The 25,127-nt window shown below is 65.6% G+C and carries 30 protein-coding genes; 12 read left to right on the forward strand and 18 right to left on the reverse strand.

Annotation, left to right across the window (positions count from 1 at the left end; all coding sequences use genetic code 11):
• Positions 1 to 672: 672 nt before the first annotated feature.
• On the reverse strand, positions 673 to 1,071 hold the full coding sequence (locus CO669_RS03645; RefSeq protein WP_097658074.1) for a hypothetical protein: 399 nt from the start codon (positions 1,069 to 1,071) through the stop codon (positions 673 to 675).
• A gap of 32 nt (positions 1,072 to 1,103) precedes the next feature.
• Positions 1,104 to 1,334, reverse strand: a complete 231-nt coding sequence (locus CO669_RS03650; protein ID WP_198963813.1) for a hypothetical protein — start codon at positions 1,332 to 1,334, stop codon at positions 1,104 to 1,106.
• A 101-nt stretch (positions 1,335 to 1,435) separates the two neighbouring features.
• Between CO669_RS03650 and CO669_RS03655 the strand changes: the two genes are divergently transcribed.
• Positions 1,436 to 2,257, forward strand: a complete 822-nt coding sequence (locus CO669_RS03655) for a helix-turn-helix domain-containing protein (RefSeq protein ID WP_097658079.1) — start codon at positions 1,436 to 1,438, stop codon at positions 2,255 to 2,257.
• A gap of 78 nt (positions 2,258 to 2,335) precedes the next feature.
• Positions 2,336 to 3,001 carry a DsbA family oxidoreductase gene (locus CO669_RS03660; RefSeq protein ID WP_097658081.1) on the forward strand — a complete coding sequence of 222 codons (666 nt, stop codon included), beginning with the start codon at positions 2,336 to 2,338 and terminating at the stop codon, positions 2,999 to 3,001.
• Positions 3,002 to 3,008: 7 nt separating this feature from the next.
• Here the strand turns inward: CO669_RS03660 and CO669_RS03665 are convergent, their stop codons facing one another.
• The 5 genes from CO669_RS03665 to CO669_RS03685 all read right to left on the reverse strand — a co-directional run bounded on the left by CO669_RS03665 (position 3,009) and on the right by CO669_RS03685 (position 7,748).
• The gene (locus CO669_RS03665; protein WP_097658083.1) at positions 3,009 to 4,172 is read right to left on the reverse strand and encodes a GNAT family N-acetyltransferase; all 1,164 of its coding nucleotides are present in this window, start codon (positions 4,170 to 4,172) and stop codon (positions 3,009 to 3,011) included.
• A 151-nt stretch (positions 4,173 to 4,323) separates the two neighbouring features.
• Positions 4,324 to 5,763 carry a cytochrome c oxidase accessory protein CcoG gene (gene ccoG / locus CO669_RS03670; protein WP_097658084.1) on the reverse strand — a complete coding sequence of 480 codons (1,440 nt, stop codon included), beginning with the start codon at positions 5,761 to 5,763 and terminating at the stop codon, positions 4,324 to 4,326.
• A gap of 37 nt (positions 5,764 to 5,800) precedes the next feature.
• Positions 5,801 to 6,004, reverse strand: coding sequence for a YgaP family membrane protein (locus CO669_RS03675; RefSeq protein ID WP_097658086.1), 204 nt, complete (start codon positions 6,002 to 6,004; stop codon positions 5,801 to 5,803).
• Positions 6,005 to 6,021: 17 nt separating this feature from the next.
• Entirely contained in the window at positions 6,022 to 6,465 is a 444-nt protein-coding gene (gene trxC / locus CO669_RS03680; protein WP_097658088.1) for a thioredoxin TrxC, read from the reverse strand.
• A complete protein-coding gene (locus CO669_RS03685) occupies positions 6,462 to 7,748 on the reverse strand; it encodes an NAD(P)/FAD-dependent oxidoreductase (protein WP_097658090.1) in 1,287 nt (428 codons plus the stop codon). The genes trxC and CO669_RS03685 overlap by 4 nt, the downstream gene beginning before the upstream one ends.
• A gap of 115 nt (positions 7,749 to 7,863) precedes the next feature.
• Between CO669_RS03685 and CO669_RS03690 the strand changes: the two genes are divergently transcribed.
• The 4 genes from CO669_RS03690 (at position 7,864) to CO669_RS03705 (ending at position 12,862) form a co-directional block, all read left to right on the forward strand.
• Positions 7,864 to 8,163, forward strand: coding sequence for an ArsR/SmtB family transcription factor (locus CO669_RS03690; RefSeq protein WP_025037340.1), 300 nt, complete (start codon positions 7,864 to 7,866; stop codon positions 8,161 to 8,163).
• Between the two features lie 115 nt (positions 8,164 to 8,278).
• Complete coding sequence (locus CO669_RS03695) at positions 8,279 to 9,289, forward strand: efflux RND transporter periplasmic adaptor subunit (RefSeq protein ID WP_097658094.1); 1,011 nt, start codon at positions 8,279 to 8,281, stop codon at positions 9,287 to 9,289.
• On the forward strand, positions 9,286 to 12,510 hold the full coding sequence (locus CO669_RS03700; RefSeq protein WP_097658096.1) for an efflux RND transporter permease subunit: 3,225 nt from the start codon (positions 9,286 to 9,288) through the stop codon (positions 12,508 to 12,510). The genes CO669_RS03695 and CO669_RS03700 overlap by 4 nt, the downstream gene beginning before the upstream one ends.
• Positions 12,511 to 12,520: 10 nt before the next feature.
• Positions 12,521 to 12,862 carry a carboxymuconolactone decarboxylase family protein gene (locus CO669_RS03705; RefSeq protein ID WP_097658098.1) on the forward strand — a complete coding sequence of 114 codons (342 nt, stop codon included), beginning with the start codon at positions 12,521 to 12,523 and terminating at the stop codon, positions 12,860 to 12,862.
• A 93-nt stretch (positions 12,863 to 12,955) separates the two neighbouring features.
• On the opposite strand, the gene CO669_RS03710 is transcribed toward CO669_RS03705, so the two are convergent.
• From CO669_RS03710 to CO669_RS03720, 3 genes are all read right to left on the reverse strand, one after another.
• Positions 12,956 to 13,291 (reverse strand): hypothetical protein, encoded by a 336-nt coding sequence (locus CO669_RS03710; protein ID WP_097658100.1) that lies wholly within the window; start codon positions 13,289 to 13,291, stop codon positions 12,956 to 12,958.
• 112 nt (positions 13,292 to 13,403) lie between these two features.
• Positions 13,404 to 13,874: a PaaI family thioesterase gene (locus CO669_RS03715; RefSeq protein WP_097658102.1), complete on the reverse strand. Its 471-nt coding sequence runs from the start codon at positions 13,872 to 13,874 to the stop codon at positions 13,404 to 13,406.
• 131 nt (positions 13,875 to 14,005) lie between these two features.
• The gene (locus CO669_RS03720) at positions 14,006 to 14,410 is read right to left on the reverse strand and encodes a hypothetical protein (RefSeq protein WP_097658104.1); all 405 of its coding nucleotides are present in this window, start codon (positions 14,408 to 14,410) and stop codon (positions 14,006 to 14,008) included.
• 163 nt (positions 14,411 to 14,573) lie between these two features.
• Between CO669_RS03720 and CO669_RS03725 the strand changes: the two genes are divergently transcribed.
• On the forward strand, positions 14,574 to 14,798 hold the full coding sequence (locus CO669_RS03725; protein ID WP_097658106.1) for a hypothetical protein: 225 nt from the start codon (positions 14,574 to 14,576) through the stop codon (positions 14,796 to 14,798).
• A 236-nt stretch (positions 14,799 to 15,034) separates the two neighbouring features.
• Here the strand turns inward: CO669_RS03725 and CO669_RS03730 are convergent, their stop codons facing one another.
• Positions 15,035 to 15,277, reverse strand: coding sequence for a PilZ domain-containing protein (locus tag CO669_RS03730; RefSeq protein WP_198963814.1), 243 nt, complete (start codon positions 15,275 to 15,277; stop codon positions 15,035 to 15,037).
• 182 nt (positions 15,278 to 15,459) lie between these two features.
• Between CO669_RS03730 and CO669_RS03735 the strand changes: the two genes are divergently transcribed.
• On the forward strand, positions 15,460 to 15,753 hold the full coding sequence (locus CO669_RS03735) for an HdeA family protein (protein WP_198963815.1): 294 nt from the start codon (positions 15,460 to 15,462) through the stop codon (positions 15,751 to 15,753).
• Between the two features lie 122 nt (positions 15,754 to 15,875).
• On the opposite strand, the gene CO669_RS03740 is transcribed toward CO669_RS03735, so the two are convergent.
• Complete coding sequence (locus tag CO669_RS03740; RefSeq protein ID WP_097658933.1) at positions 15,876 to 16,334, reverse strand: PaaI family thioesterase; 459 nt, start codon at positions 16,332 to 16,334, stop codon at positions 15,876 to 15,878.
• A 372-nt stretch (positions 16,335 to 16,706) separates the two neighbouring features.
• Between CO669_RS03740 and CO669_RS03750 the strand changes: the two genes are divergently transcribed.
• The gene (locus CO669_RS03750; RefSeq protein ID WP_097658935.1) at positions 16,707 to 16,997 is read left to right on the forward strand and encodes a hypothetical protein; all 291 of its coding nucleotides are present in this window, start codon (positions 16,707 to 16,709) and stop codon (positions 16,995 to 16,997) included.
• Positions 16,998 to 17,106: 109 nt separating this feature from the next.
• Positions 17,107 to 17,361 carry a hypothetical protein gene (locus tag CO669_RS03755; protein ID WP_097658112.1) on the forward strand — a complete coding sequence of 85 codons (255 nt, stop codon included), beginning with the start codon at positions 17,107 to 17,109 and terminating at the stop codon, positions 17,359 to 17,361.
• A gap of 124 nt (positions 17,362 to 17,485) precedes the next feature.
• On the opposite strand, the gene CO669_RS03760 is transcribed toward CO669_RS03755, so the two are convergent.
• Entirely contained in the window at positions 17,486 to 17,719 is a 234-nt protein-coding gene (locus CO669_RS03760) for a DUF6894 family protein (RefSeq protein WP_097658114.1), read from the reverse strand.
• A 158-nt stretch (positions 17,720 to 17,877) separates the two neighbouring features.
• Positions 17,878 to 18,075 (reverse strand): hypothetical protein, encoded by a 198-nt coding sequence (locus CO669_RS03765; RefSeq protein WP_097658116.1) that lies wholly within the window; start codon positions 18,073 to 18,075, stop codon positions 17,878 to 17,880.
• 260 nt (positions 18,076 to 18,335) lie between these two features.
• Between CO669_RS03765 and CO669_RS03770 the strand changes: the two genes are divergently transcribed.
• Positions 18,336 to 18,593 carry a DUF2798 domain-containing protein gene (locus CO669_RS03770; RefSeq protein ID WP_097658936.1) on the forward strand — a complete coding sequence of 86 codons (258 nt, stop codon included), beginning with the start codon at positions 18,336 to 18,338 and terminating at the stop codon, positions 18,591 to 18,593.
• A gap of 561 nt (positions 18,594 to 19,154) precedes the next feature.
• Here the strand turns inward: CO669_RS03770 and CO669_RS35870 are convergent.
• Complete coding sequence (locus CO669_RS35870) at positions 19,155 to 19,322, reverse strand: hypothetical protein (RefSeq protein WP_097658937.1); 168 nt, start codon at positions 19,320 to 19,322, stop codon at positions 19,155 to 19,157.
• 147 nt (positions 19,323 to 19,469) lie between these two features.
• Positions 19,470 to 19,670 carry a hypothetical protein gene (locus CO669_RS03780; protein ID WP_097658118.1) on the reverse strand — a complete coding sequence of 67 codons (201 nt, stop codon included), beginning with the start codon at positions 19,668 to 19,670 and terminating at the stop codon, positions 19,470 to 19,472.
• A gap of 669 nt (positions 19,671 to 20,339) precedes the next feature.
• Between CO669_RS03780 and recA the strand changes: the two genes are divergently transcribed.
• The gene (recA, locus tag CO669_RS03785; protein WP_097658120.1) at positions 20,340 to 21,428 is read left to right on the forward strand and encodes a recombinase RecA; all 1,089 of its coding nucleotides are present in this window, start codon (positions 20,340 to 20,342) and stop codon (positions 21,426 to 21,428) included.
• 295 nt (positions 21,429 to 21,723) lie between these two features.
• Here recA and gcvP read toward each other — a convergent pair whose 3' ends face one another.
• Together gcvP and gcvH are read right to left on the reverse strand one after the other, a co-directional pair.
• Complete coding sequence (gcvP, locus tag CO669_RS03790) at positions 21,724 to 24,591, reverse strand: aminomethyl-transferring glycine dehydrogenase (RefSeq protein WP_198963870.1); 2,868 nt, start codon at positions 24,589 to 24,591, stop codon at positions 21,724 to 21,726.
• 164 nt (positions 24,592 to 24,755) lie between these two features.
• Positions 24,756 to 25,124 (reverse strand): glycine cleavage system protein GcvH, encoded by a 369-nt coding sequence (gene gcvH / locus CO669_RS03795; RefSeq protein WP_097658124.1) that lies wholly within the window; start codon positions 25,122 to 25,124, stop codon positions 24,756 to 24,758.
• Positions 25,125 to 25,127 lie beyond the last annotated feature (3 nt).

Raw genomic sequence — 25,127 nt, forward strand, 5'->3', positions numbered from 1 at the left:
GCGGTAGCGCCGGCGCAATTTGCTTGGGGACAGGGCGGGCAACCGTGAGTCTCAGGCGATGCGCATACGACACGGCGCGGTCACAGCGGTTTGGTTGATGGTCTGGGGTGCGCACACGCAAGCCCCGGACGCTGAGGCCAAACCGTCCGCGGACGGAGAAGTCGTGTGGTCCCGACGCCCGGGGTTCTGGCGTCAAACCTCGCGGGGATGTGGCCGCCAACCGGCGGCACATCGATCAGCCGTGAGGCGACGGGGGCAATAGTGCAACGCTCCCCGAGGAGAGCACGAAGGACACCGTTAAAACCAGCCGCGCAGGGAAGGCCGGGCGACCGGCACACCTGTAGTCCACCCCGTGTGCGTTTTCCATGCACGCGGACCGCGGGTGCCGCCGGCGCCCGGCCTTCCCTGCGCCCTTTGGCAATCGACGGGCGCAAGACGGCAGCAAAGCTCGGGCGAAATCCGCCGCGAGAATGCGAGGATATGTCTGCAATGACGATTGTGGAAACAGGTGTGCCGAAAAGCCACGATCTCGTGCCCCGGACGCAGCGCAGCGCGCGCTTACGCGGTGCGCTGCAGAGCCGGGGCCCATGTATCGGTGTGGCATGCGGCCGCTGGGTCCCGGCTCTGCGCAGCAGCGCAAGAGCGCTGCAACGCGTCCGGGACAGGCGAGCGTCACGCTGTGGCGACACGTTCGCTCTTGCGCAATCCCACATATTGCAGCTCCGCGAACACGCCGGTTGCGATCGCCTGCGCCACGACCATCAACTCGCCGGCGATGTTCGGCGACACCGCGCCGGAGAGCAGCAGCGCGATGCTGCCGACGGTCCAGGCCGCATTGCCGACCACGACCAGCAGCACCAGCGGCTTCGCCACCGAGGCGCGCGAGGCGAGCCAGCCGACCAGGGCGGTGTAGGCGATCAGGAACAGGCCGGTTTCGCGCAGCAGCGCTTCCGGCAGGTTGAAGAGCGCTGCGAACGCGCCGGCGCCAAAGGTGAAGCCGAGGGCGGCAACGCCACTGAAGACGGCATCGGCGAGCAGGGCGCGGCGGAGGAAGGTGGATGCGTCGATCATCGGTAGTCTCCTTGGCTGGGCTGGGGTGGAATTCAATGCCGTCCGCGCCACCAGGCGCGGAGCAGGCGGGCGAGGCGGAACGGGCAGAGGCTTTTGCCGACGCCGTGCTCGAAGGCGATGACCTGCGCGACCACGTAATCGCCGGTCGAATGCACCAGCGGCTCGGGCATGTTGAGGCTGCGCGCCAGCATCCGCGTGGCGAGCGTCATGGCGAAGGGAACAAGGTGGTCGGCGACGGTCCGGTAGAGCAGCAGCGCGATCATGGTCATCTCCTGTTGCGCCTGAAGATGCGCCGGCCCGCGGGCCAATTCGATTACCTCGCGGGTAATGGAAGGGCCGAAATCTGCGTGATAGGTTTCCGGGCATGAACGCACACGCATCCACGGCCCGTACCGAACGCAGCCAGCCGGTCCATATCGGCGACCACTTGCGCGAATGGCGGCAGCGCCGCCGCATGAGCCAGCTCGATCTCGCGGGCGAGGCCGAGATCTCGGCGCGGCATCTCAGCTTCGTCGAGACCGGTCGCGCCGCGCCCTCGCGCGACATGGTGCTCAGGCTCGCCGAACGTCTCGACGTGCCCTTGCGCGAACGCAACGTGCTGCTGGTCGCGGCCGGCTTTGCGCCGGCGTTCCAGCAGCGTCCGCTGGAGGATCCCGCCTTGAAATCGGCTCGCCAGGCGATCGACCTCGTATTGAAGGCACATGAGCCCAATCCCGCGCTCGCGGTGGACCGGCACTGGAACCTGGTCTCGGCGAACCGCATGGTGGCGCCGCTGCTCGACGGCATTCCACAGCACCTGCTCGGCCAGCCCTTCAATGTGCTCAGGCTCGCCTTTCATCCGGAGGCGCTGGCGCCGCGCACGGTCAATCTCGCCGAATGGTGCGGGCATCTGCTGGAGCGGCTGCACCGGCAATGCGAGGCGACGGCCGATCCCGAGCTGATCAAGCTCTATGGCGATCTCAAGAGCTACCCGATCCCGGCGCGGACGGGGCCGCTGTCGAGCGACAACGTCGCGATCCCCTTCAAGCTGCGCCATGGCGGGGAGATCCTCAGCTTCTTCTCCACCACCATGGTGTTCGGCACGCCCGTGGATATCACGCTGTCCGAGCTGGCGCTGGAGACCTTCTTCCCGGCGGACGAACGCACCGCCGAGCGGCTGAAGCAGATGGCGGCCGCCATGACCTAGAGCCCTTGGCGCCCTTGCCTCGGGGCGGGTTCGGCTTATCTTTGGGCGAACCTTGATCGCCCGAAGGAGGCGCCTGACATGAGCACGCTGAAACCGCTCCAGATCGACGTCGTCTCCGACGTGGTGTGCCCCTGGTGCTATATCGGCAAGCATCGGATCGAGAGCGCGCTGGCGCTGGTGCCGGACGTTCCGGTCAAGCTCAACTTCCGCCCGTTCTTTCTCAATCCCTGGGTGCCGCGCGAGGGCATCAGCCGCGAGGCCTATCTGACGCAGAAATTCGGCTCGGTCGAGGCCTACAAGGGCATTGCCGGGCGCGTCGTTGCGGCCGCGAGCGAGGAGGGCCTCGTCTACAAGCCGGAGCTGGTGGCGCGTCAGCCCAACACCACCGACTGCCATCGCCTGATCCTGTGGGCGGAGGCGATCGGCAAGGCGCCCGAGATGAAGCAGCGCCTGATGGAGCTGTATTTCCGTGACGGCGGCGATCTCACCGACGTGAATGTGCTGGTGCAGGCGGCGGCCGATGTCGGTCTCGATGGCGACGACGTGCGCAAGCGCCTTGCCACGGACGAGGACGTCGCGCGCGTTTCGGCCGACGCGCAGGAAGCCGCCGAGAAGGGCATCTCCGGCGTGCCGACCTACGTGTTCGCACAGAAATACGCCGTCTCCGGCGCGCAGGATCCGAACCTGCTGGCCCGCGCCATCCGCCAGGTCTCGGCGGAGATCAACGCGCAGGCGGCCGAGTAGCTTTCCCCTATTTGCGAAGCCGGCGGACCAGGCGCCGCGCGCTGTCGTGCGCGGCGTTGAGGCCGAGCACCGCTCCGTGAATCAGCGCGACGACCGGATCGTGCCGCCGCAGCGGGATCAGCACGTCGCCGACGGCAAAACGCCCGCGCCAGATCGGGTTGATCATGGGATGGTCGGCGCCCGCGGTGGAATCCGCGCTGGCGATGGCGGGATCGGCGCAGAGATGGCGGGTGAGCTCGAGCGTGAGCTGCACGCCCGGCGAATATTTCGCAAAGCGTTCGTCGATGCCGAGCTTGAAGAAGAAGGCGCGATCCTGATGGCGCAGCACGATGCCGGCGGCGATCGCCGACGTCCCGGCGCGAAGCGTGACGATCTCGCACTGCGCGGTCTCGGCCAGTGCGGGCACCGCGCGGCGAATGAAGCTCGCATCGCCATCATGCTGGACCAGGGCGGTGCCGCGCTTGCCCTTCCAGCCGCTGGATTCCAGCTGCAGGAAACTTTCGAGCGCGGGCCCGATCTCATCTGGCCGGCGTGCGACGTCGAACGTCACAGGACCGTGCTCTTCGAGCCGATGGCGCTGGCGGCGCAGCTCCTTGAGCTTCTTGGCGCCGAGTGCGTCGCGCAGCAGCGTTTCGGCATCCTGCGTCGCATCGAGGCTGGCACGCATATAGGAGGACAGCACGCGCGGCTTCAGGCCGTCGCGGCTCAGGACCTGCTTGAGCGCATTCATCGCGGCGCCTTCGAGCGCGACGTCGTCCAGCACGAGCGCATGCGCGCCGGCCTCGCGAGCCCGCTGCAACAGCCGCGTCGCCGCCTCGACCGGGGCGTCGCGGTCGATCAGCGGAGTGCACAGCGTGCCGTAGGGATGCGCGCTGACCAGCGCGGGCAGGGGAATCTTCCGGGCCCGCCACAGCGAGATCACGGGCATCAGCCCGATCAGCCGCGACGAGGTGCCGTCGAAGGCGGGCAATGCCGAGGCGCCCGTACGGCCGCGCGCGGTGGCGCTGACGGCGAGCTCCCAGGCGGGCAAATAATATCCATTCGGCTCGATCGCGCGCTGGGCCAGCGCGCGCCATTGGCCGGGGTCGATCGCAACGAGCGGGACGCGCGCAGGCATGGCATCCCCAGCGGATGCCGGATGGAGCGCTGCCTGCTGCGCGATGTCGACCACGTCCCCTCGTCCCGTTCACGTGGGCAGATGCCGCCTCACGTGGCCATGCTTAGCGCAAAGATTGGAAAATACCGTTGGGACGCGGCTCCAATTCGAACGGTAATGTTAACGTCTCGTTGAGCATCCGGCGGTGGATGCTCAACGCGCGTCTTCATTTATCGCCCGGCAGGAAGTGATCGCGGGCGCTCGCCCGCCCGCCACCGGCGGTATCGGTGATCGTGACCTCGAGATCGCGCGAGGTCTTCGGCAGATCGGCAGGCCCGACCTGTACCGACAGCCTGACCTCGCGGGTCTGGTCCTGCCCGACCTCGACGACGGGCTTGCCATCGGGCGCGGCTTCGATGCCCGCGACCCGGATGCTCGCGCCGGGCAGCCCGGAGACCTCGATCGCAAACGATCGCTGTGCGCCCTTATTGAGGATGCGCACGGTGTAATCGTTGCGGACCCCGCCGTCCGAGAGCTGCACGAACAGCGGATTGCGCTCGTGCAGCACGTTGACGTCCATCGTCGCGCGCGTGGCGAGGGTGTAGACCATGATGGTGCCGACGATGGCGATGGCGGCCGTATAGATCAGCGTGCGCGCGCGGACGATGCGGTAGATCGGCGGCTTGCCCTCGCGCCGGCGCTGCATGTTGATGTCGGTGTCGTAGCCGATCAGGCCCTTGGGCCGACCGATCTCGCTCATGACGTTGTCGCAGGCGTCGATGCAGAGGCCGCACTGGATGCAGCCGAGCTGGATGCCGTGGCGGATGTCGACGCCGGTCGGGCAGACGTTGATGCACTGGTGGCAGTCGACGCAGTCGCCGGCGACATCGCCCTGCGCGCGGGCGGCGTCCGCCTTCTTCACCGACATGCGCGGCTCGCCGCGGTCGCGGCGATAGGTGACGTTCAGCGCCCATTCGTCGGTCAGGGCCGCCTGGATGCGCGGCCACGGGCACATGTAGATGCACATCTGCTCGCGGGCGTGGCCGGCGAAGACGTAGGTCGTCGCGGTCAGGATGCCGATCCAGAGATAGGCGATGAACGGGGCCTGGAAGGTGGCGAGCTCCTTCACCAGAGTCGGCGCATCGTCGAAATACAGCACCCAGGCGCCGCCGGTCCACCAGGCGATCATGATCCAGAGGAAGTGCTTCAGCGCGACCTTCCGGATGTGCTCGAAGGTCCAGTAGCGCTTGTCGCCCTGCATGCGCTCTCGGCGGTCGCCCTCGACCCAGCGCTCCACGGCGTAGAACAGATCGGTCCACACCGTCTGCGGGCACAAATAGCCGCACCACAGCCGTCCCGCGACGGCGTTCATCAGGAACAGCGTCATCGCCGCGATGATGAGCAGGCCTGTGAAGTAGTAGACCTCCTGCGGCCACAGCTCGATGAAGAAGAAATAGAAGCGGCGATGCGGCAGGTCGATCAGCACGGCCTGGTCGGGCAGGCCGGGGCCACGATTCCAGCGCACGAACGGCAGGAGATAGTAGATCCCGAGCGTGACGCACAGGATCGCCCATTTGATGCGGCGGAACGGCCCGCGGACCGACTGCGGATAGACCTTCCTGCGCTTCTCGTAGAGAGGTCCCTCAATGAAGGTGTCGTCGGTCATGGCAAATTCCCCCGCATCACTGGCTGGATTGGTGCGTTCAGGAGAACGCGCAGCCGCTGCTGAGGCCGAGCTTCCTGAACACGATCGCCGCCGGGCAGAAGCCGGTGAACGAGGCCTGCAACATGTTCAGTCCGGCGAAGGCCGTCAGCAGGTACCAATACGCATTGACATAGGTGCCCAGTGCGAGACCGAGCAGGACGACACATCCCGCAAAGGCGAGGACGGCTTTATCGACATTCATGGCAGGCTCCTTCTTTCTTACGAACGGGTCAGGTTGGCTTCGGTCCAGGCGACGATGCTGCGCGTATCCATCGCGCCGGATTGGCGGGCGATCTCGCGGCCGCCGCGCATCAGGAGCAGCGTTGGAATGCCGCTGATGTGAAGGCGCGACGACAAGGCGGGTGCGCTATCCGAATTCAGCTTCAACAGCCGCACGCCGGGCTCGAGCTGCTGCGCCGCGCGCTCGAACATCGGGGCCATGGCGCGACAGGGTCCGCACCATGGCGCCCAGACGTCGACCAGCACGGGGATGTCGCTGCTGGCGACATGGCGGTCGAAGCCCTTCTCGTCCACCTCGACCGGTTGGCCGGTGAACATCGGCTGATGACAGGCGCCGCAGCGCGCATCTTGGGCTGCGCGCTCGGCCGGCAGTCGGTTGATGCGCCCGCATTGTCCGCAAACGATCTGGCGTGTCGTGCTCATGTGCCGGTTCGGACCTCCTTGAGCTTGGCGATGTTCAGCTTGTCGAGAACGAAGCGCTCGTAGAACGGCTCGCTCTCGCCGCGCCGCATCTTGCGCAGGAAGTATTTCTCGAAGGCGACCTTGGCGAGGTGCACCCATTCGCCCTTCGAGGACCAGTTGACGTTGCGCGGCGGGATCTGCGGCTGCGCGAGGAAGGCGACGCCGGAATCGCCGAAGTCGGCGAGGCAGATCGCGTTCCAGGTCGGCTGCGCCGTCGGCGTCTTGCCGCGCAGCAGGGCGCCGATGTTCATCGCGGTCGCGGTCACCATGGATTCGATCATGAAGCCGGTCTTGGGGACGCCCACCGGCACCGGTGTCGCGCCGACCGGTGCGATCGCGACGCAGACGCCGACGGCGAACACATTGGGGAAGGTAGGGTTCTGCTGATGCTTGTCGACGATGACGAAACCGCGCGGATTGGTCAGCTTCTCGATGCCGCGCACCGCCTCGACGCCGCGGAAGGCGGGGAGCATCATCGAATAGACGAAGGGCAGCTCATGCGCCTTGCGGGACGTGCCGTTGTCGGACAGCTCCTCCACCGTCATCACGCCGGGGGCGATCTTGTCGATGCGGGCGTTGGTGATCCACTTGATGTGCTTCTCCCGCATCTCGCTTTCCAGGAGACCCTTGGTATCCCCGACGCCGTCGAGACCGAGATGGCCGATATAGGGCTCCGAGGTGACGAAGGTCATCGGCACCCGGTCGCGCAGCTTCCGGCGGCGCAGCTCGGTCTCCAGGATGAAGAGGAACTCGTAGGCGGGGCCGAAGCAGGAGGCGCCCTGAACGGCGCCGATCACGACCGGGCCGGGATTGGCCGCGAGCTGCTCGAAGGCGTCGCGGGCATGCGCGGCATGATCGACATGGCAGATCGACTGGGTGTGGCCCTGCGGCCCGAGGCCGGGGATTTCGTCGAAGGCAAGTTCGGGACCGGTCGCGACGACCAGGTAATCATAGTCGATCGAGGTGCCGTCGCCGAGCTCGACACGGTTCTGTTCGGGGTGGACGCGCTTTGCGCCCTGCGTCAACAGCCGCACGCCCTTGCGTTTCATGACATCCGCGAGATCGATCTCGATCTCTTCGCGCTTGCGCCAGCCGATCGCCACCCACGGGTTCGACGGCACGAAATGATAGACCGCGCCTTGCGAGATGACGCTGAGGCGGTCCTCCTTTCTCAACTGGGGTAGCAATTCATAGGCCATCAGCGTTCCGCTCAGACCGGCTCCGACTACGACAATCTCCGCCATGGGTTCCTCCGTTGGATCAGGCCGCTTCACCGGTTCTGTGCCGGCTGTGGTGCAGCGCTTGACTATATATTCGTAATTGCGTATATACGCAAGTATGAAAATAGATAGCGAAATCATGGAGCGGGCGGCGGATCAGGCGAGTGAGCTGCTCAAGGCGCTCTCGAACCGCCATCGTCTTCTCATCATCTGCCAATTGATCGACGGCGAGCGGTCGGTCGGCGAGCTGGCCGAGTTTCTGAGCCTGCGCGACTCCACGGTCTCCCAGCATCTTGCGCTCCTTCGCAAGGACGGCCTGGTCGCCGCCAGACGCGATGCGCAGACGATCTTCTATTCGATCGCCAGCGAGCCGGCGCGCGAGATCCTGAAGACGCTTTACCAGGTGTTCTGCGCGCCGAAGTCCGCAAGGACGAAGTGAAGCCTAGGCAAAGGCGGGCGGGCGCGCCTTGCGCGAGATCAACGCGCTTTCGCCCGATGTCGATGAAATGAGAGGAGCACCGCGGCGCGGTGTGATGAACCCTATGACGACTGGGATGTGTCCCTTGCAATATCTGGCGCGCCTGGGGCTTCTGGCTGCGTGGGCGGCGATCGGAGTACCGGCGGGATCCGCTGCTGCTGCGGGTACGCTCGTGGTTGCGCAGCAGCAGGTCAGCGACGAGAAGGCGGTCTTTGCCACCGTCGAGAGCATCAGCGTGGTCCCCGCACGCGGCCGCATCGGCGGCACTGTCGTTCAGCTCAAGGTGCGGGAAGGGGATCGCGTCACCGCGGGGCAGGTCATCGCGGCGATCGGCGACGAGAAGCTCGTCCTCCAGATGAAATCGCTCGACGCGCAGATCGAGGCGCTGCAGGCCCAGGCCAGGCAGGCGCAGCTCGACTTCACCCGGACCGAAGGGCTGGTCGAGCGCGGCATCCTGCCGCGCGTCAAGCTCGACGAGCAACGCACGGCGCTCAACGTCGCCGACAACGGCCTGCGCGCCAGGACCGCCGAGCGCGCCGTCATCAACGAGCAGCTCAACCAGGGACAGGTGCTCGCGCCGACGGACGGGCGGGTGCTGAAACGGCTGATCACCGTGGGTTCCGTCGTGCTTGCCGGCGATCCGATCGTCACGGTCGCCGAACAGAACTTCAAGCTGCGGCTGCGCGTGCCCGAGCGCCATGCGCGCATGCTGAAGGCCGGCGACAAGGTCCGCGTCGATGGCGCGGAGCTGGCGGGAGAGGCCTCGAAATGGGGCGTCGTCGACCTCGTCTATCCCCAGATCGAGGAGGGGCGTGTCATCGCGGACGCGACCGTCGAGGGGCTCGGCGAGTACTTCGTCGGCGATCGCTTGCGGGTCTGGATTGCCGGCGGCGCTCGGCCGGCCTTCGTCATTCCCTCGAGCTATGTGACGACGCGGTTCGGTATCGACTACGTCCAGCTCCAGAAAGGGAACGAGACGATCGACGTGCCGGTGAAGCGCGGCCGCGACATGCCGACGCCTTCGCTTCCCGACGGGCTCGAAATCCTGTCGGGCATCCGGACCGGTGACCAATTGGTGCGGCCGTGAATCTCGGTCTGTCAGGACGGTTGACCCGATCGACCATCGCCTCTCCGCTGACGCCGCTGTTCCTGCTCGGGGCGCTCGTCGTGGGGCTGATCGCCGTCGTGGTGATCCCGCGCGAGGAGGAGCCGCAGATCAGCGTTCCCATGGTGGACATCCGCGTCAATGCCGACGGCCTGCGTGCGCCCGACGCGGTCGAGCTGGTGAGCAAGCCGCTGGAATCGATCGTCAAAGGCATCGACGGCGTCGAGCATGTCTATAGTCAGACCGAGGACGACCGCGTGATAGTCACCGCGCGCTTCCTGGTCGGCACCAAGTTCGAGGATGCGATCCTGCGGGTGCACGAGAAGATCCGCGCCAATCTGGACCGCATTCCCGTCGGCATCCCCGAGCCGCTGATCGTCGGCCGCGGCATCAACGACGTCGCGGTGACGGTGCTGACGCTGGCGCCGAAGCCGGAGGCGGCCAGCCGCTGGACCGACAAGGATATCTACGAGCTGGCCGACAAGGTTCGCGCGGAGCTGATGAAGGTCGACGACGTCGGCTTGACCTACATCTCCGGCGGCGCGGCGCAACAGATCCGGGTCGAGCCCGATCCGGAGAAGCTGTCGATGTTCGGTGTCACGCTGCAGCAGCTCGTGGCCAAGGTGAAGGACGCCAATCGCTCGTTCCTGGCCGGGCAGGTGCGCGATGCCGGCATCGTGCGCAACGTCGCGGCCGGGCAAACGCTGTCAGGCATTCCCGATATCGGACTATTGCTGATCACGAGCCGCGACGGACGGCCGGTCTATGTCAAGGACGTCGCCTCCGTCGTGGTCGGTCCGAGCACCGTCGAGCATCGCGTCTGGACGGATTCGCGCGCCGCCGGTGGGCAGTGGGCGCGGACGCCCGCCGTCAGTCTGGCGCTCGCCAAGCGCGCCGGCGCCAACGCGGTCGTCGTGTCCGAGAACATCGCGAGGCGCCTCGAAGGCCTGAAGTCGCGCCTGATCCCGGAGGATATCCAGGTGACGGTAACGCGCGACTACGGCGAGACCGCCAACGAGAAGGCCAACGAGCTCCTGTTCCACCTCGGCCTCGCGACCGTCTCGATCGTCATCCTGATCGCGATCGCGATCGGCTGGCGCGAGGCGCTGGTGACCTTTGTCGTGATTCCCACGACGATCCTGCTGACGATGTTTGCCGCCAATCTGATGGGCTACACCATCAACCGCGTCAGCCTGTTCGCGCTGATCTTCTCGATCGGCATTCTCGTCGACGACGCCATCGTCGTGGTCGAGAACATCGCGCGGCACTGGGGCATGCGCGATGGCAGGCCGCGCCTGCAGGCGACCATCGAGGCGGTGGCAGAGGTCGGCAATCCCACCATCGTCGCGACGCTGACCGTGGTCGCGGCGCTCTTGCCGATGCTGTTCGTGTCGGGGCTGATGGGCCCCTATATGGCGCCGATCCCGGCCAATGCATCGGCGGCCATGCTGTTCTCGTTCTTCGTCGCGATGGTGGTCGCGCCCTGGCTGATGCTCAAGCTCGCACCCAAGTGCGAGGTGACTTCCGCGCATGCCGCGCACGATGAAGGCCGGCTCGGCCGGCTCTACCGGCGCTTTGCCACGCCGATCGTGCGCAGCAAGCGGTCGGCCTGGATCTTCCTGCTCGGCGTCGGCATCGCGACGCTGCTGTCGATGACGCTGTTCGCGACCAAGTCGGTGACGGTCAAGCTGCTGCCGTTCGACAACAAGTCCGAGATCGCCGTGGTGGTCGATCTGCCGGAAGGGGCGAGCCTGGAGGCGACCGAGCGCACGCTGTTCGGAGCGGCCGAGATCGCACGGCAACTGCCGGAGGTCACCTCGCTGCAATCCTATGCCGGCACGCCGGCGCCCTTCAATTTCAACGGCCTGGTGCGCCACTATTATTTGCGGGAGAGGCCCGAGCTCGGCGAGGTGCAGGTGAACCTGGCCGCGCGGGGCGAGCGCAAGCGCGCGAGCCATGAGATTGCGCTTGAGCTCCGCGCGAAGCTGAAGGCGCTCGATCCACCTGCAGGTACCAGCATCAAGGTGGTCGAGGTGCCGCCCGGGCCGCCGGTGCTGTCGACGCTGCTCGCCGAGGTCTACGGTCCCGATGCGGCCACCCGCCGCGCCGTCACGGCCGAGCTCAAGAAGGTGTTCGCGGACGTGCCGTTCATCGTCGACATCGACGATTCCATCGGCGCGAAGCGGCCGCGGCTGCGGCTTTCGATCGACCAGGACCGGCTCGAATTCTTCGGCGTCGAGCAGCGCGACGTCTACGACACCATCCAGGCGCTGTTCGGCGGCATCTCGGTCGGCTATTCGCATCGCGGCGAGGACCGCAACCCGATCGAGATCGCGGTGCATCTCGGAAAGCGCGATCTGGTCTGGGACGAGGCGCTGGCCTCGACGCCGGTGCCGGCCAACACGTTGCCCGGCAGCAAGACGGTGGTCGAGCTCGGCCAGGTCGTGAAGGCGGCCATGGAGGAGGGCTCGCCGACGATCTTCCGCCGCGACGGCCGCTTCGCCGACATGGTGATGGCCGAGCTCGCCGGACGGTTCGAGGCGCCGCTTTACGGCATGCTCGCGGTCGCCGAACGCGTCGATGCCCATGACTGGGGCAAGCTGCCGAAGCCCGCGATCAGCCTGCACGGCCAGCCATCGGACGAGTCGCGGCCGACGCTGCTGTGGGACGGCGAATGGGAGATCACCTGGGTGACCTTCCGCGACATGGGCGCCGCCTTCGGCGCGGCCATCCTCGGCATCTACGTGCTCGTCGTCGCCCAGTTCAGGAGCTTTCGCCTTCCGCTCGTGATCCTGACGCCGATCCCGTTGACGCTGATCGGCATCCTGATCGGGCACTGGCTCCTGGGCGCGCCGTTCACCGCGACCTCGATGATCGGCTTCATCGCACTCGCGGGCATCATCGTGCGCAACTCGATCCTGCTGGTCGATTTCATCCGGCACAGCGGCGCCGACGGAAAGTCGCTTCGCGAGGTGGTGCTGGAGGCCGGCGCGGTCCGCTTCAAGCCGATCCTGCTCACCGCACTCGCGGCGATGATCGGGGCTGCGACCATCCTGCTCGATCCGATCTTTCAGGGATTGGCGATCTCGCTCCTGTTCGGGCTTGCGTCATCGACGCTGCTCACCGTGCTGGTGATCCCCGCAATCTACATCGCCTTGCGCGCACCGCGCGAGGCGGCTCCGACCACAGTCAAATCCAGCTAGCGAGGATCCGATGGACAAGAACTACGTCGACATCACCAGGAACATCTCGGCCAATCTGAAAAAGCTAAGAAACGACATTCCCGATACGATGAAGGGATTTTCCGCACTAGCCCAGGCCGCCACCCGCGACGGCGCACTGGACAAGAAGACCAAGGAGCTGATGGCGCTGGCGCTCGGTGTCGCCGCGCATTGCGACGGCTGCATCGGCTTTCACGCCGAGGCGCTCGTCAAGCTCGGCGCGACGCGCGAAGAGATCGAGGAGACGCTCGGCATGGCCGTCTACATGGGCGGCGGACCGTCGCTGATGTACGCCGCCGATGCGATCGCGGCGTACGAGCAGTTCCAGCAGTAATTGGCCGCGGGCTGACCGCGGCATCCTGCAGGATCATGCGAACGGGACCGGGCGAATTGTCTCGTCCGGTCCCGAACATCAAGCTTTCATCGATTACCAGCGGTCGTCGCCGACACCCACGCCGACGCTGACGCCGGGCGCGCGAATGCCGACGCCGGCGCGCGGGCCGTCATCCCAGTCGCGATGATAGGTCCGGCGCTCGTAATAGCGCTCGCGCGGCATGTAGTTGTAGGAATCGCGCACGACCACGCGCGCACCGCCGCGGGTGCGATAGCAATTGCCGGCATCGTCGCAGACCAGCCGCACCTGCTGGACGAGGTCAGGGCTGGTGTATTCGCTGGTCGAATAGACGTCGGCGGCCTTGGCGCCGGTCGCCGCAGCCAGCGCGCCGACACCTGCCAACAGCGCAATCGTAAATGTCTTCATCATGTCCTCCTCCGAAACTGCCCTCGGCGGTAACAAGAAGGGGAGGCGGGGATCGTTCCGGTCGATTTACAGGTTTTTCCCGGAACCGGCGTGCGCCACCTGTTCCGTTCCGGGGTCAAGCCGGAAAGATGAGGCATGTCGTCGTGCCGTGGGCGAGCAGCCGGCCCCTGCCGTCCGTCACGCGTCCGTCGGCCGTTCCAATGCGACGGCCGCAATTGAGAACCTTGCCCTCGGCCGTGATCGGGCCCGTCTCCGGCGTGATCGGCCGCAGCAGCGAAATCTTGAACTCGAGCGTGGTCTGAGTGATTCCCCTCTCCAGCATCGACTGGACCGCCAGTCCCATGCAACTGTCGAGCAAGGTGGCCGTGAGACCGCCATGCACCGTGCCGGCCGGGTTGAGATGAGCGTCCGACGGCGTCAGCGCGATGACGACGCGGCCAGCTTCAGCCTCCACCACGTCGTAGCCGAGGGTCTGGGCGATCGTGTTGAGAGGCAGGGTTCCGTCGGCAAGGCCCTGGACGAACTCCAACCCGCTCATTGCTTTTTGTCGTTCGGCGTCGACCGTGCCGTAGGTTCTGATGACCATCGCGATATCCTCATCCCGTCGAAGTCGGACATGACGCGGCTATAGCGATGGCGATTTCGGAGTGCCAGCTTGATCCGATGACCGGGTCCGAAAACGACCGAAGGGGCCGGGCGTCGTTCCGCGATGGAGATCTAGATCGGCTCGTAAGTTTCCGTCCCGCAGATGTCGTCGGCTTCGGCACGCCGGCGGTCGACTACTTTTTCGCCTCTGACGGTCACGATGTAGGTCTGGGCGCCGAGCGAGCTGCCGGTCGCGGAGGTGAGCTGGGCGCGGACGCAAGCGGTCCAGCCCGGTCCTCGCACCTCACGATGAGGCGGGGCCACGTGCACCTCGCGCGGATAAGAGGTCGTGAGGAAAACGACATCGATCTGCTCGCGCACCAGGCGCTTGACGTCGGGAGGGGCTTCGGGCGGCTGCTGCTCGGGCTCCTTCATGCGCATGAATTCGGGCACCGGCGCGCGGCTGTCGGCAACGCCGCAGGCGCCGAGCGCAAGCATGCCGGCCAGCAGCGCCGCATGAGCAATGATCCGTAACATTCCTGAGGGTCCCCTGCGGGCCAACAGATAGGCACGAATGCGATCCGGCGAAGTCGCGGCCGATCAAGTTTTGCTGAAATCCCGGCTCGAGCCGAGAACCCGCGGTATTTGCTATTCCGCGATTGCAGGCTAGTTTCTACCCCAGAGGAAGGGGATTGCGCCAATGAGGTTTTTGGTCATCGCGGCCGCCGTGCTGGCACTGACGTGTGCTTCCGCACAGGCGCAGGGCCGGCGGCAACCCCAAGACTCCGCCAAGCCGGCGGACAACAAGCCCAAGGTCGACGAGAAAGCCTACAAGGCTGCGCTCGATCGCATTCCCGAGCCCAAGGACAAATACGATCCCTGGGGCGGGGCTCGTCCGAGCGAACCCGCCAAGAAGTCGAAATAGAGTCGGGCTTTGCGTCGGGCCTTCGCATCGCCCGCCGGCATGCTCGCGGTGGACGAGCCCGGCAACGCGACTCAGTAGCGGTCCGCCAATCGTTGCGTCAGCCACACTTACGGGATCGACGATGAGGCGCCCGCGAGCGGCGCGCGCGAGCCTTGCGATGTCGTCGCGCCTCGCTGCATCCCGCGATCATCATCGTGATGTGGATGCGATGCGAACGATCGTTCACATCGCGCGCGCTATTGCACAAAGGCGAGGCCGACGCGCTTGTCACTGCGCCAAACTGTGCGACAATTCCGGACGAAATCGTCGCACGCGATCGAGAGCGTGAGCGATTGCGGCAACATGACGGGGGCGTCGAGGTCGATCGCCGCGCCGCCGACCGACATGTTCCGCACCGTGCAGGAAACGCCGCCGCTTTCAAAGGTGATCCTCCCACCCTTGAAGACACGGTAACGCTGCGCTGTACGCTTCTCGATCATCGGCGTCGATCCATCATCCTGATTGTGGAGTAATGCATAGAAATTACGTTGAACTAAACTCAATACTGGCGCTACCTGAATGGCGTTTCAGACTTCGTTTACGACGTTCGCGCGGAGAGCCTCTCCGCCGACTTTCCCCGACAAGCCTTCTTTTATGGCGCGGCGCGCCAATGGAGATACTGATGAAGACCACGCTTTCGCTTCTGTTTGCCGCAGCGTTCTCGCTGTCGTCGATGCCGGCCCATGCCGTGAAGTGGGACCTCTCGACCATGACCTGCAAGCAATTCCTCGACAGCGGCGAAGACAACATCGCGGTCGTGCTGACCTGGATGGACGGCTGGTACAAGGGCGACGAGGACAACGCGATCATCGACACCGAGGTGTTCATCGACAACGCCAAGAAATTCGGTGCCTATTGCGGAAAGAATCCGACCGTCAGCGTCGTCACCGCGGCCGACGAAATTCTCGGCAAGTAAAGCTCGCGAGGCTGGACGACCGCGGCGCGATCGCATCGTGCTCCGGTCTTTCGCTTCGCTGGGATCCTGGAGAGCCGCGGTGCACTTTGCGCGCACGCGGCTCTCTTCATTTGAGATGATGCTCAGCCCGGCAACATCGCGAAGGCGCTCGAGACCATCGCCACCGGCTTGTTGTCGCCGGCCGAGAGCAGCGTGACGCGGCCAAAGCTCATGGTGCGCCCGAGCCGCACCACGCGCGCATCCGCCAGCACGTCCGCCGAGGACACCGCGCGCATGAAATGCGTGGTCTGGTCGACCGTGGTCATGGGGCGATAGCCGCGATTGGCGGCCAGGATCGCGATCACCATCGCGGTGTCGGCAAGCGCCATCAGGGCCTGGCCGCAGACCACGCCGCCGTTCCGGCACAGCCGCTCCGAAAACGGCATGCGCAGCAGCGCGCCCGGCTGCCAGTCCGGCGCATCCGCCGGCTGCGCATGCTCGATCCGCTCGACAGCGAGGTTGAGGTCCTGGACCCAGGGCGCAAAAACCTCGCCGAGGATGCGTCTGGCCTCGGACAGGCCGAATTCGGCGTCTGGCTGCATCTGCTGCATTGCTGTCGCACTCTCCCGTATGACTGGATGTTTCGCCCCATTGTGCGCGCATCGGCGCGGCAAAGTCACCCGGCCTCGCGGCGGCCCGGTCGGCTTGAAAATGCCTGACTTGGGCCGATATGATGGCCTGGTTGGGTAGGGGTGGATGATGTTGCGCCGGTGTGTCCTCGTTTTCTGCATGGCCGCGCTTGGCCTCGCGCTGAGCGGGTGCACCAAATGCGGCCCGATCTGGGACGACTGGCTGCATGGACCCAAATCGTGCCGGTCGGATCGGCTCTAGCGAGCCTCCAGCGGCCCCGGCGGCGGCGACAGGGATGACGAGGCGCGGGCGATCCGAGCCTCATGATGATCAAGGAGTGGACGATGAAGCTTTTCCGTTTGGCCGCGGTGCTGGCCGTGCTGGCGGGACCTGCCTACGCGCAAATGCCCAATCTGAATTTGCTGCAGGATGCCCCAAGCAAGACCCCCGAGGAGAGGGCCGCGGAAGCCGAGCGTGACAAGGCCTACAAGGAAACGCTGAAGAAGATCCCGGATTCCAAGGCGTCGAACGATCCCTGGGGCGGCATGCGCGCCGATCCGCCGAAACAGCCGGCGCCGAAGGCCTCGGCCGCAACCAGCGCGCCGAAGAAGAAGAGCGGTACCGCCGCCAACTGACCGCCGCCCGGGTCTGGCAGGCGGACGGCGCCTTCCGGACGGGACTCCTCATCCCTCGGCCGGCGCCCTACATCTGACTGAGCGTGAGTTGCGTAGAGGAGGGCAGGCGATGGCCGATCGTCCGCGGGATCTTGCCGAGCGGATGGCGCGCCGGCGCAAGCTGGCCGGCAAGCCCGGCCAAATGGTCGGCGACGGCTATCTGCGCGAGACCTTCACATTGCCGCGCGCGGCAGCGCGGGAGAGGGCGCAGGCTTTCTTCGCCCGCTACCCCAAGGCCGGCTATATGAGCGCGGTCGAGACCTGGCGCGAACTGCCCGACGGCGACATCGAATTCACCATGCGGCGGCTGCCCAGCGCGGATTAGAACGGGCTTGATCCGAAGGTCTTGCTAAGCGTTTTCGAGCGAAGTGGGTACCGGTTCGCGTCAAGGAAACGCGTCAAAACAGGAGTCGAGAGCCCGTTCCGATTCCATCGGAACGGAAAGGGCTCTAGTCGAGGGTTTCTGCGACGATACGGATCCGGAACACGGGCTCCTTGGCCTCGTCCAGCAGCTCCATCTGCCATTCGGAATTTTCCTGGAGCTTGCGGGCAATGCCGGCGGTCATGTCGGCACAGACGCTGGTCATCTCTTTCCAGGCCGAATCGCGATTGGCAAACTCCGTCGCCCGGTCGGCGCAGCCTGAGTAAAGGCCATTCCGGATTCGAAAGAAATAGAGCGGCATGGCTGGCACCGATCGCGCCCGTGATGGCCTCGCCCCCAGGGCCATGGGCGCGCGCACTCCAATCCCAAACCGGCGTCAGATCAATTCCGGGCGGCTACGGATCATGCCGCAGCGGGGGGCAGCCGTCGCGTCGCAGCGCGAGGTGCCGCGCGACAGTCCTAAGCGGCGGGTTCAGCCCGTCCGGATGATCGCTTCAGCTCCCGGTCGATGCGCAGCTGCACGCGCCGGATCGCCAGCAGGTCAATCTTGGTCTCGGTCTTGCCGGACTTGACCTGCTCGCCGATCCGGAACTGCCATTGCCAGATTCCGGGAATCGCCGTCTTGGCGACGGTGAACTCGATGCCCCTGTGATTCATGGCGGCCTCCCACGATTCACGTCCTTCAGTGTTAACATGTTGGCCGTCATAATATTCCGAAAGACAAGCAAAATCTGCAGACCCCTCGGGCGCCCCGTGGTTCTCCGACCATGAACAGAGTTCCTGAGCCGCGTCCCGCCCGTGTTCGCGCAACCGCTCCGAAACGCGTCCCGCAGGGCTGGTTCCCGTCAAGGGCGATTCTACCCGCGGCGGCATATGCCTTGCTTGGTGTCGTGACGGCAACCAAACATGGGCTCGACATGCTCGGCATTCCCCGCCGCTACAGTCACTTCGTCTTCGGGATCATCCAGTCCGGACTGACCTCGCTGATCGCGGCGGGAATCGCCAGCTTTCCTGCGGGCAGCACGATGATCTTCGTTGGGCACTGGATGGTCTCCTGGCTGATCGCCTGGACCGCGATGCTGCCGATCGTGCTGCTGGCGGCGCCCGCGATCCGCGCCTTCTCGCTGCGCCTGACGCAGGAGGAGAGGGGTTCGCCCGCCGGCGAGAAGGCATGAAAAAACCCCGCCTGGGGAGAGCCAAGCGGGGTCAGGAGTTATTGGAGGCTGAGGTGCTGGGCTGCAACACCATAGCCTCCTTACCCTAGCGGGCTCCGCTTACGGCAGCCTGACAGGTGGCGGATTTCCTCCCGAGGCCGCAGACAGGCCCCGCACCCGTCCAAATTTCGACATCCGTTCGCACAACTGCCGACACACGGCTCGGCAAGATTCCACATCGCTCGGCGCAGCCATGGGGGAACGTGGCACGCCGGCAACGGGGTGGCATCATGGACAACGTAGAGCGGTCATTTGCCGCCGCGACAGCGGCTGGCTTCGTCGTGCTGGTGATCGGACTCGTGCTGCTGGCGCTGCTGTAGGACAGCCCCGCGATTGGCTGCCGTGCCCTGCGAGATGAGGGCCGGGCGCGTCGCCATTCTCAAAACTGCAAAACAACCCCATGCACAGTAGGCAGCATGGAAATTTCGGCGGTCCTTCAGCGGTTTGGAGGCAGTGTTTAGATACCTCCAGCGCTCGGCCCGCGTTGTCGGGCCTTCGCCAGTCCCGGGTCCCCGGCGGCCGCTAGTGAACCTTGATTTCGTTGAGGGGAAGATGGAGCTCGCTGGCGCGCTCCAGGCGATCCTTCCTGCGGAACTCGTTTTCCTTGCGCTCGAACTTGATCATCTCTTCATGCGCCGCCTCCAGCAGAGGATTGCGCCTGGAGGTTTCGCGATGCTCGTTGTCCGTCATGACTGCCATTCCCAGAGTTGCGGTGCTCGTCCTGGAGAAGGCCCGAGACCGCGAAAAGGTTCGGTGCCGCAGGATTGCGGATTTATGACGGCGACCGGGCATGCATGTTCGATGCGCCTGAGCTTGGGCTGGAGGGCGCCTGCGCGGCTATTTCGGCGGCTGCAGCCCCGGGGATTTGACCCATTCGTGCAGATGGTTTGCCATCTCGGCCTGACGCGCCTTCTTGAGGAGGGCGTCCCTTTCAGGGCCGGGAGGCAGCCGGGCGGCGTCCTCCTTGACCTGCTTCACCCATGCGGAGAGCCGGTCCTGAAGGGTCAGTTGTTGCTTGAATCGTCGCCGCTTGAACATGGCGCGCTCCTGTCCGTGCGAGGAAAGTGGGAGCGCAATCGGCGTTCTCGTCACCGATAGCAGCCACGGTCTGCGCGGTGATGGCGCATTAGGGAGGAGCGAGCGAGCTGCGTCTGTCCAATTGTGCGCACAGGACGGATTGAGGGTGGCAGGCACGCAGGCTGCAAGGCGCTGGGCTGCGTCCGAAGGATTTTCGGCGAACAACGTGAAATGGTCGGTTGGCGAAAGCGGCCGCCGACTCAAGCGGCTTGTCGGGGTGTGGGTACCGAGCAGGCGGTAGTCCCACTCCCCCTGTCGCACCGGTCAGGCGACTGTACTTAGCACAAGCAAGCGCCCGCCAAGGGCGCGTTACCGAACCACTTTGATGCCCCTTCCCACCTGCTCAGGAGTTCCGGGGGGCGGTGGCGATCTCAGCTAAGAGAGACCGTTCCGGGCATTCAAAAGTTTGGTCACAGGAGCCTCCCTTTGTTGCCTCTCGAAAAAATGGGAAGCAGCCAGCAGGGGCGCAAGGAACCTGGCTCTCGAGACCGTACAAATCGCCATTTGCTGCGATCGGGCAAAAGAACATATTGCGAACCCGGAACAAATGGGGTACATTGCTTTTATCGCCGAGCTGTCTCGCAACTGTTTGTCCCGCACCCGAATCCTCGCCATAAGGAGCACGACCCAATGTCCGCAACTGCCTTGCGTATCGTCGAAGGATCTTCCATGGACAAGAGTAAAGCTCTGGCCGCCGCGCTCTCCCAGATCGAGCGCCAGTTCGGCAAGGGCTCGGTGATGAAGCTGGGCAAGAACGACCGCTCCATGGACATCGAGGCGGTGTCGTCAGGCTCGCTCGGGCTTGATATCGCGCTCGGCATCGGCGGCTTGCCTAAGGGACGTATCGTCGAGATCTACGGGCCGGAATCCTCAGGCAAGACGACGCTGGCGCTGCATACGGTGGCCGAGGCGCAGAAGAAGGGCGGCATCTGCGCCTTCATCGACGCCGAGCACGCGCTCGATCCGGTCTATGCGCGGAAGCTGGGCGTCAACATCGACGAGCTCTTGATCTCGCAGCCCGACACCGGCGAGCAGGCGCTGGAGATCTGCGACACGCTGGTGCGCTCGGGGGCAGTGGACGTGCTGGTGGTCGATTCGGTCGCTGCGCTGGTGCCGAAGGCCGAGCTCGAAGGCGAGATGGGCGATGCGCTGCCGGGCCTGCAGGCGCGTCTGATGAGCCAGGCGCTGCGCAAGCTGACGGCCTCCATCAACAAGTCCAACACCATGGTGATCTTCATCAACCAGATCCGCATGAAGATCGGTGTGATGTACGGCTCGCCGGAAACCACGACCGGCGGCAACGCGCTGAAATTCTACGCCTCGGTCCGCCTCGACATCCGCCGCATCGGCGCGATCAAGGAGCGCGACGAGGTGGTCGGCAACACCACGCGCGTCAAGGTGGTCAAGAACAAGCTGGCGCCGCCCTTCAAGCAGGTCGAGTTCGACATCATGTATGGCGAGGGCGTCTCCAAGATGGGCGAGATCCTCGATCTCGGCGTCAAGGCCGGCATCGTCGAAAAGTCGGGCGCCTGGTTCTCCTATGACAGCCAGCGTCTCGGCCAGGGCCGTGAGAACTCGAAGGCGTTTTTGAAGGCCAACCCCGACATCACCGCCAAGATCGAGACCTCGATCCGCCAGAACTCGGGCCTGATCTCCGAGCAGATTCTCGCCGGCACGCCCGAGAGCGACGCCGACGGCGAGGAGCCCACGGACGAGTAAGACCTAACGCGAAACACTTTCGCGAGGAGCGGGCGCTGAAGACGTTGAGTTGCCGACGTCGTCAGTGCCCGTTTCGTTTTGCGGTGGGGCCACCGTCTCACATGATGACCCGGACAAAGAATCGCAGGGTGGGTTAGCCGAAGGCGTAGCCCACCTCCTTTGCTTTCCGCGCGGATAAGGGAGTGCCGTAGGGTGGGCAAAGGCGCGTAAGCGCCGTGCCCACCGCATTTCAACGGGGACAAAGGTGGTGGGCACGCTTGCGCTTTGCCCACCCTACGAGACCTTCGTTGCAGCCTTACTCCGCCGCTTGCGCGTAATCGCTCACCGGCGGGCAGGAGCACACGAGGTTGCGATCGCCATAGACGTTGTCGACGCGGCCCACCGGACACCAGTACTTGTCGGTGCGCGAGACGCCGTTGGGGAAGCAGCCTTCGCTGCGGGAATAGGCGCGCGCCCAATCGTCGTCCGCGATGTCGTGCACGGTGTGCGGGGCGTGACGCAAGGGCGACGCCTCGATCTTGAAGCGGCCGCCTTCCACCTCCGCGATCTCCTTCCGGATCGCGATCATGGCGTCGCAGAACCGGTCCAGCTCGGCCTTGGATTCCGATTCGGTCGGCTCGATCATCAGCGTGCCCGGCACCGGGAAGCTCATGGTGGGCGCGTGGAAGCCGTAATCGATCAGGCGCTTGGCGATGTCGTCGACGGTGACGCCGCTTGTGGTCTTCAGCGGACGCGGATCGACGATGCACTCGTGGGCGACGCGGCCCTTTTCGTTCTTGTAGAGCACCGGGAAGTGCGCATCGAGGCGGGCTGCGATGTAGTTGGCGTTGAGAATCGCGATCTCGGTGGCGCGCTTGAGGCCGTCGCCGCCCATCATCAGGATGTAGATGTAGGAGATGGTCAGGATCGAGGCCGAGCCGAACGGCGCGGCCGAGACCGGGCCGACCGGGGCGTCGCCATGCGTCGCGGGATGACCGGGCAGGAACGGCGCCAGATGCGCCTTGACGCCGATCGGGCCCATGCCGGGGCCGCCGCCGCCATGCGGGATGCAGAAGGTCTTGTGCAGATTGAGGTGGCTGACATCGGCGCCGTAATCGCCGGGCCTGGACAAGCCGACCTGCGCGTTGAGGTTGGCGCCGTCCAGATACACCTGGCCGCCATGGCCGTGCACGATGTCGCAGATCTCCCTGATGTGCTCCTCGAACACGCCATGCGTCGAGGGATAGGTGATCATGACTGCCGCGAGGTCGTTCGAGTGCTTCTCCGCCTTGGCGCGGAGATCATTGACGTCGACGTCGCCGTTCTTCTCGCAGGCGACCACCACGACGTCCATGCCGACCATCGCGGCCGAGGCCGGGTTGGTGCCGTGGGCGGAGGAGGGGATCAGGCAGATCTTGCGGTGGCTCTGTCCGCGCGCGGCGTGATAGCCGCGGATCGCGAGCAGCCCGGCATATTCGCCTTGCGCGCCGGAATTGGGCTGCAGCGAGATCGCGTCATAGCCGGTGATGTCGCACAGCCACTTTTCCAGCCGCGCGAACAGCGCGTGATAGCCGGCGGCCTGCTCGCGCGGCACGAACGGATGCAGCGTGGCAAATTCCGGCCAGGTCAGCGGCATCATCTCGGTGGTCGCGTTCAGCTTCATGGTGCAGGACCCCAGCGGGATCATGGCGCGGTCGAGCGCGAGGTCGCGGTCGCTGAGCTTGCGCATGTAGCGCAGCATCTCGGTTTCCGAGCGGTGCGCGTGGAACACGGGATGGGTGAGGAAGGCGGTGGTGCGCTTCAGCGCCTCCGGCAGCGCTTCGCGCGTGGTGGCATCGATCTCGGCGTAGGACAGCTGGCCGCCGAACGCGCGCCAGACCGCTTCGACCGTTGCCGGCGTCGTGGTCTCGTCGAGCGCGATGCGCAAGGCAGTTTCGCCAACGCCGAGATTGATCTTCTCGCTAGCCGCGCGTGCGACGATCTCGGCGCGCCCAGCGCCGGCATCGACGCTGAGCGTGTCGAAGAAACTGTCGGATTGCGCTGCAAAGCCGAGCTTGCGCAGGCCGCTTGCGAGCACGGCGGCACGGCGATGCACGTTGCGCGCGATCTGGGTGAGGCCCTCGGGGCCGTGATAGACCGCGTACATCGAGGCGATCACGGCGAGCAGCACCTGCGCGGTGCAGATGTTGGAGGTCGCCTTCTCGCGGCGGATGTGCTGCTCGCGGGTCTGCAGCGCGAGCCGATAGGCCGGCGCCCCGCGCGAGTCCACGGAGAGGCCGACGATGCGGCCGGGCAGCGAGCGCTTCAGCGCATCGCGCACCGCCATGTAGGCCGCGTGCGGCCCGCCATAGCCCATCGGCACGCCAAAGCGCTGCGCCGAGCCGATCGCGATGTCGGCACCGAGCTCGCCGGGCGAGGCGAGCAGGGTGAGCGCCAAAAGGTCGGCAGCAACGATCGCGAGCGCGCCCTTGGCCTTCAGCGTGGCGATCGCGGGCCGGAGGTCGCGCACCGCGCCGGACGAACCCGGATATTGCAGCAGCGCGCCGAGCACGTCCGCCTTGTCGAGGTCGGTGAGGGGATCGCCGACGATCAGGGTCCAGCCCAGCGGTTCGGCGCGGGTGCGCATCACCGCGAGCGTCTGCGGATGCACGTCCTTGTCGACGAAGAAGGCCTGCGCCTTCACCTGCGAGTGCCGCTCCGCCAGCGCCATGGCTTCGGCCGCGGCGGTCGCTTCATCGAGCAGCGAGGCGTTGGCGACGTCGAGCCCGGTGAGATCGCAGATCATGGTCTGGAAGTTGAGCAGCGCTTCCAGCCGGCCCTGGCTGATCTCGGGCTGGTAGGGCGTGTAGGCCGTGTACCAGGCGGGGTTCTCGAGGATGTTGCGCTGGATCACCGCGGGCAGGATCGTGCCGGAATAGCCTTGGCCGATCAGCGAGGTGAAGACCTGGTTCTGACGCGCAAGCTCGGTCATGTGCGCGATCGCCTCGGTCTCGCTCAAGGGCTTGCCGAGATCGAGCGGGGTGGCCTGCCGGATCGAAGCCGGCAGCGTTTCCGCCATCAGCGCGTCGACACTCTTGGCGCCGACGGTCTCCAGCATTGCGGTGACATCGCGCACTGAGGGGCCGATGTGGCGGCGAACGAAACTGGCGGTCGTGTCGCCGTTGGATTTGCGGTGCGCGGTCATCATGGGTCCTCGCTTTAGGTCATCTGTCGCTGTCGTCATCGTCCGCGAAGGCGGACGATCCAGTACGCCGCGGCCCCTCGGTTCAATCCGCGCTGCCGGTGGCTACTGGATGCCCCGCCTTCGCGGGGCATGACACTGAGTATGAGGTCAGAGTTCTCGTCATCTCACGCCGTGTGGGCCTTGTACGCGGCGTCGTCCATCAAGCCGCCAAGCTCGCTCTTGTCGGCAATCTTGATCTTGAAGAACCAGGCCTTGCCCTGCGCGTCCGAATTCACCAGCGCCGGCTCGGCGGCGAGCTCGGCATTGGTCTCGAGCACCTCGCCGGTAACGGGCGCGTACACGTCCGAGGCTGCCTTGACGGACTCGACCACGGCGGCGGCTTCCGCCTTCTTCAGCGCGCGGCCGACCTTGGGCAGCTCGACGAACACGACGTCGCCGAGCTGCTGCTGGGCGTAGTCGGTGATGCCGACGGTGGCGACATCGCCGTCGATCGCCAGCCATTCGTGGTCGGTGGTGTACAGCGTCGTGGTCATTCT

This window comes from Bradyrhizobium sp. Y36 (assembly GCF_002531575.1).
Classification (GTDB): domain Bacteria; phylum Pseudomonadota; class Alphaproteobacteria; order Rhizobiales; family Xanthobacteraceae; genus Bradyrhizobium.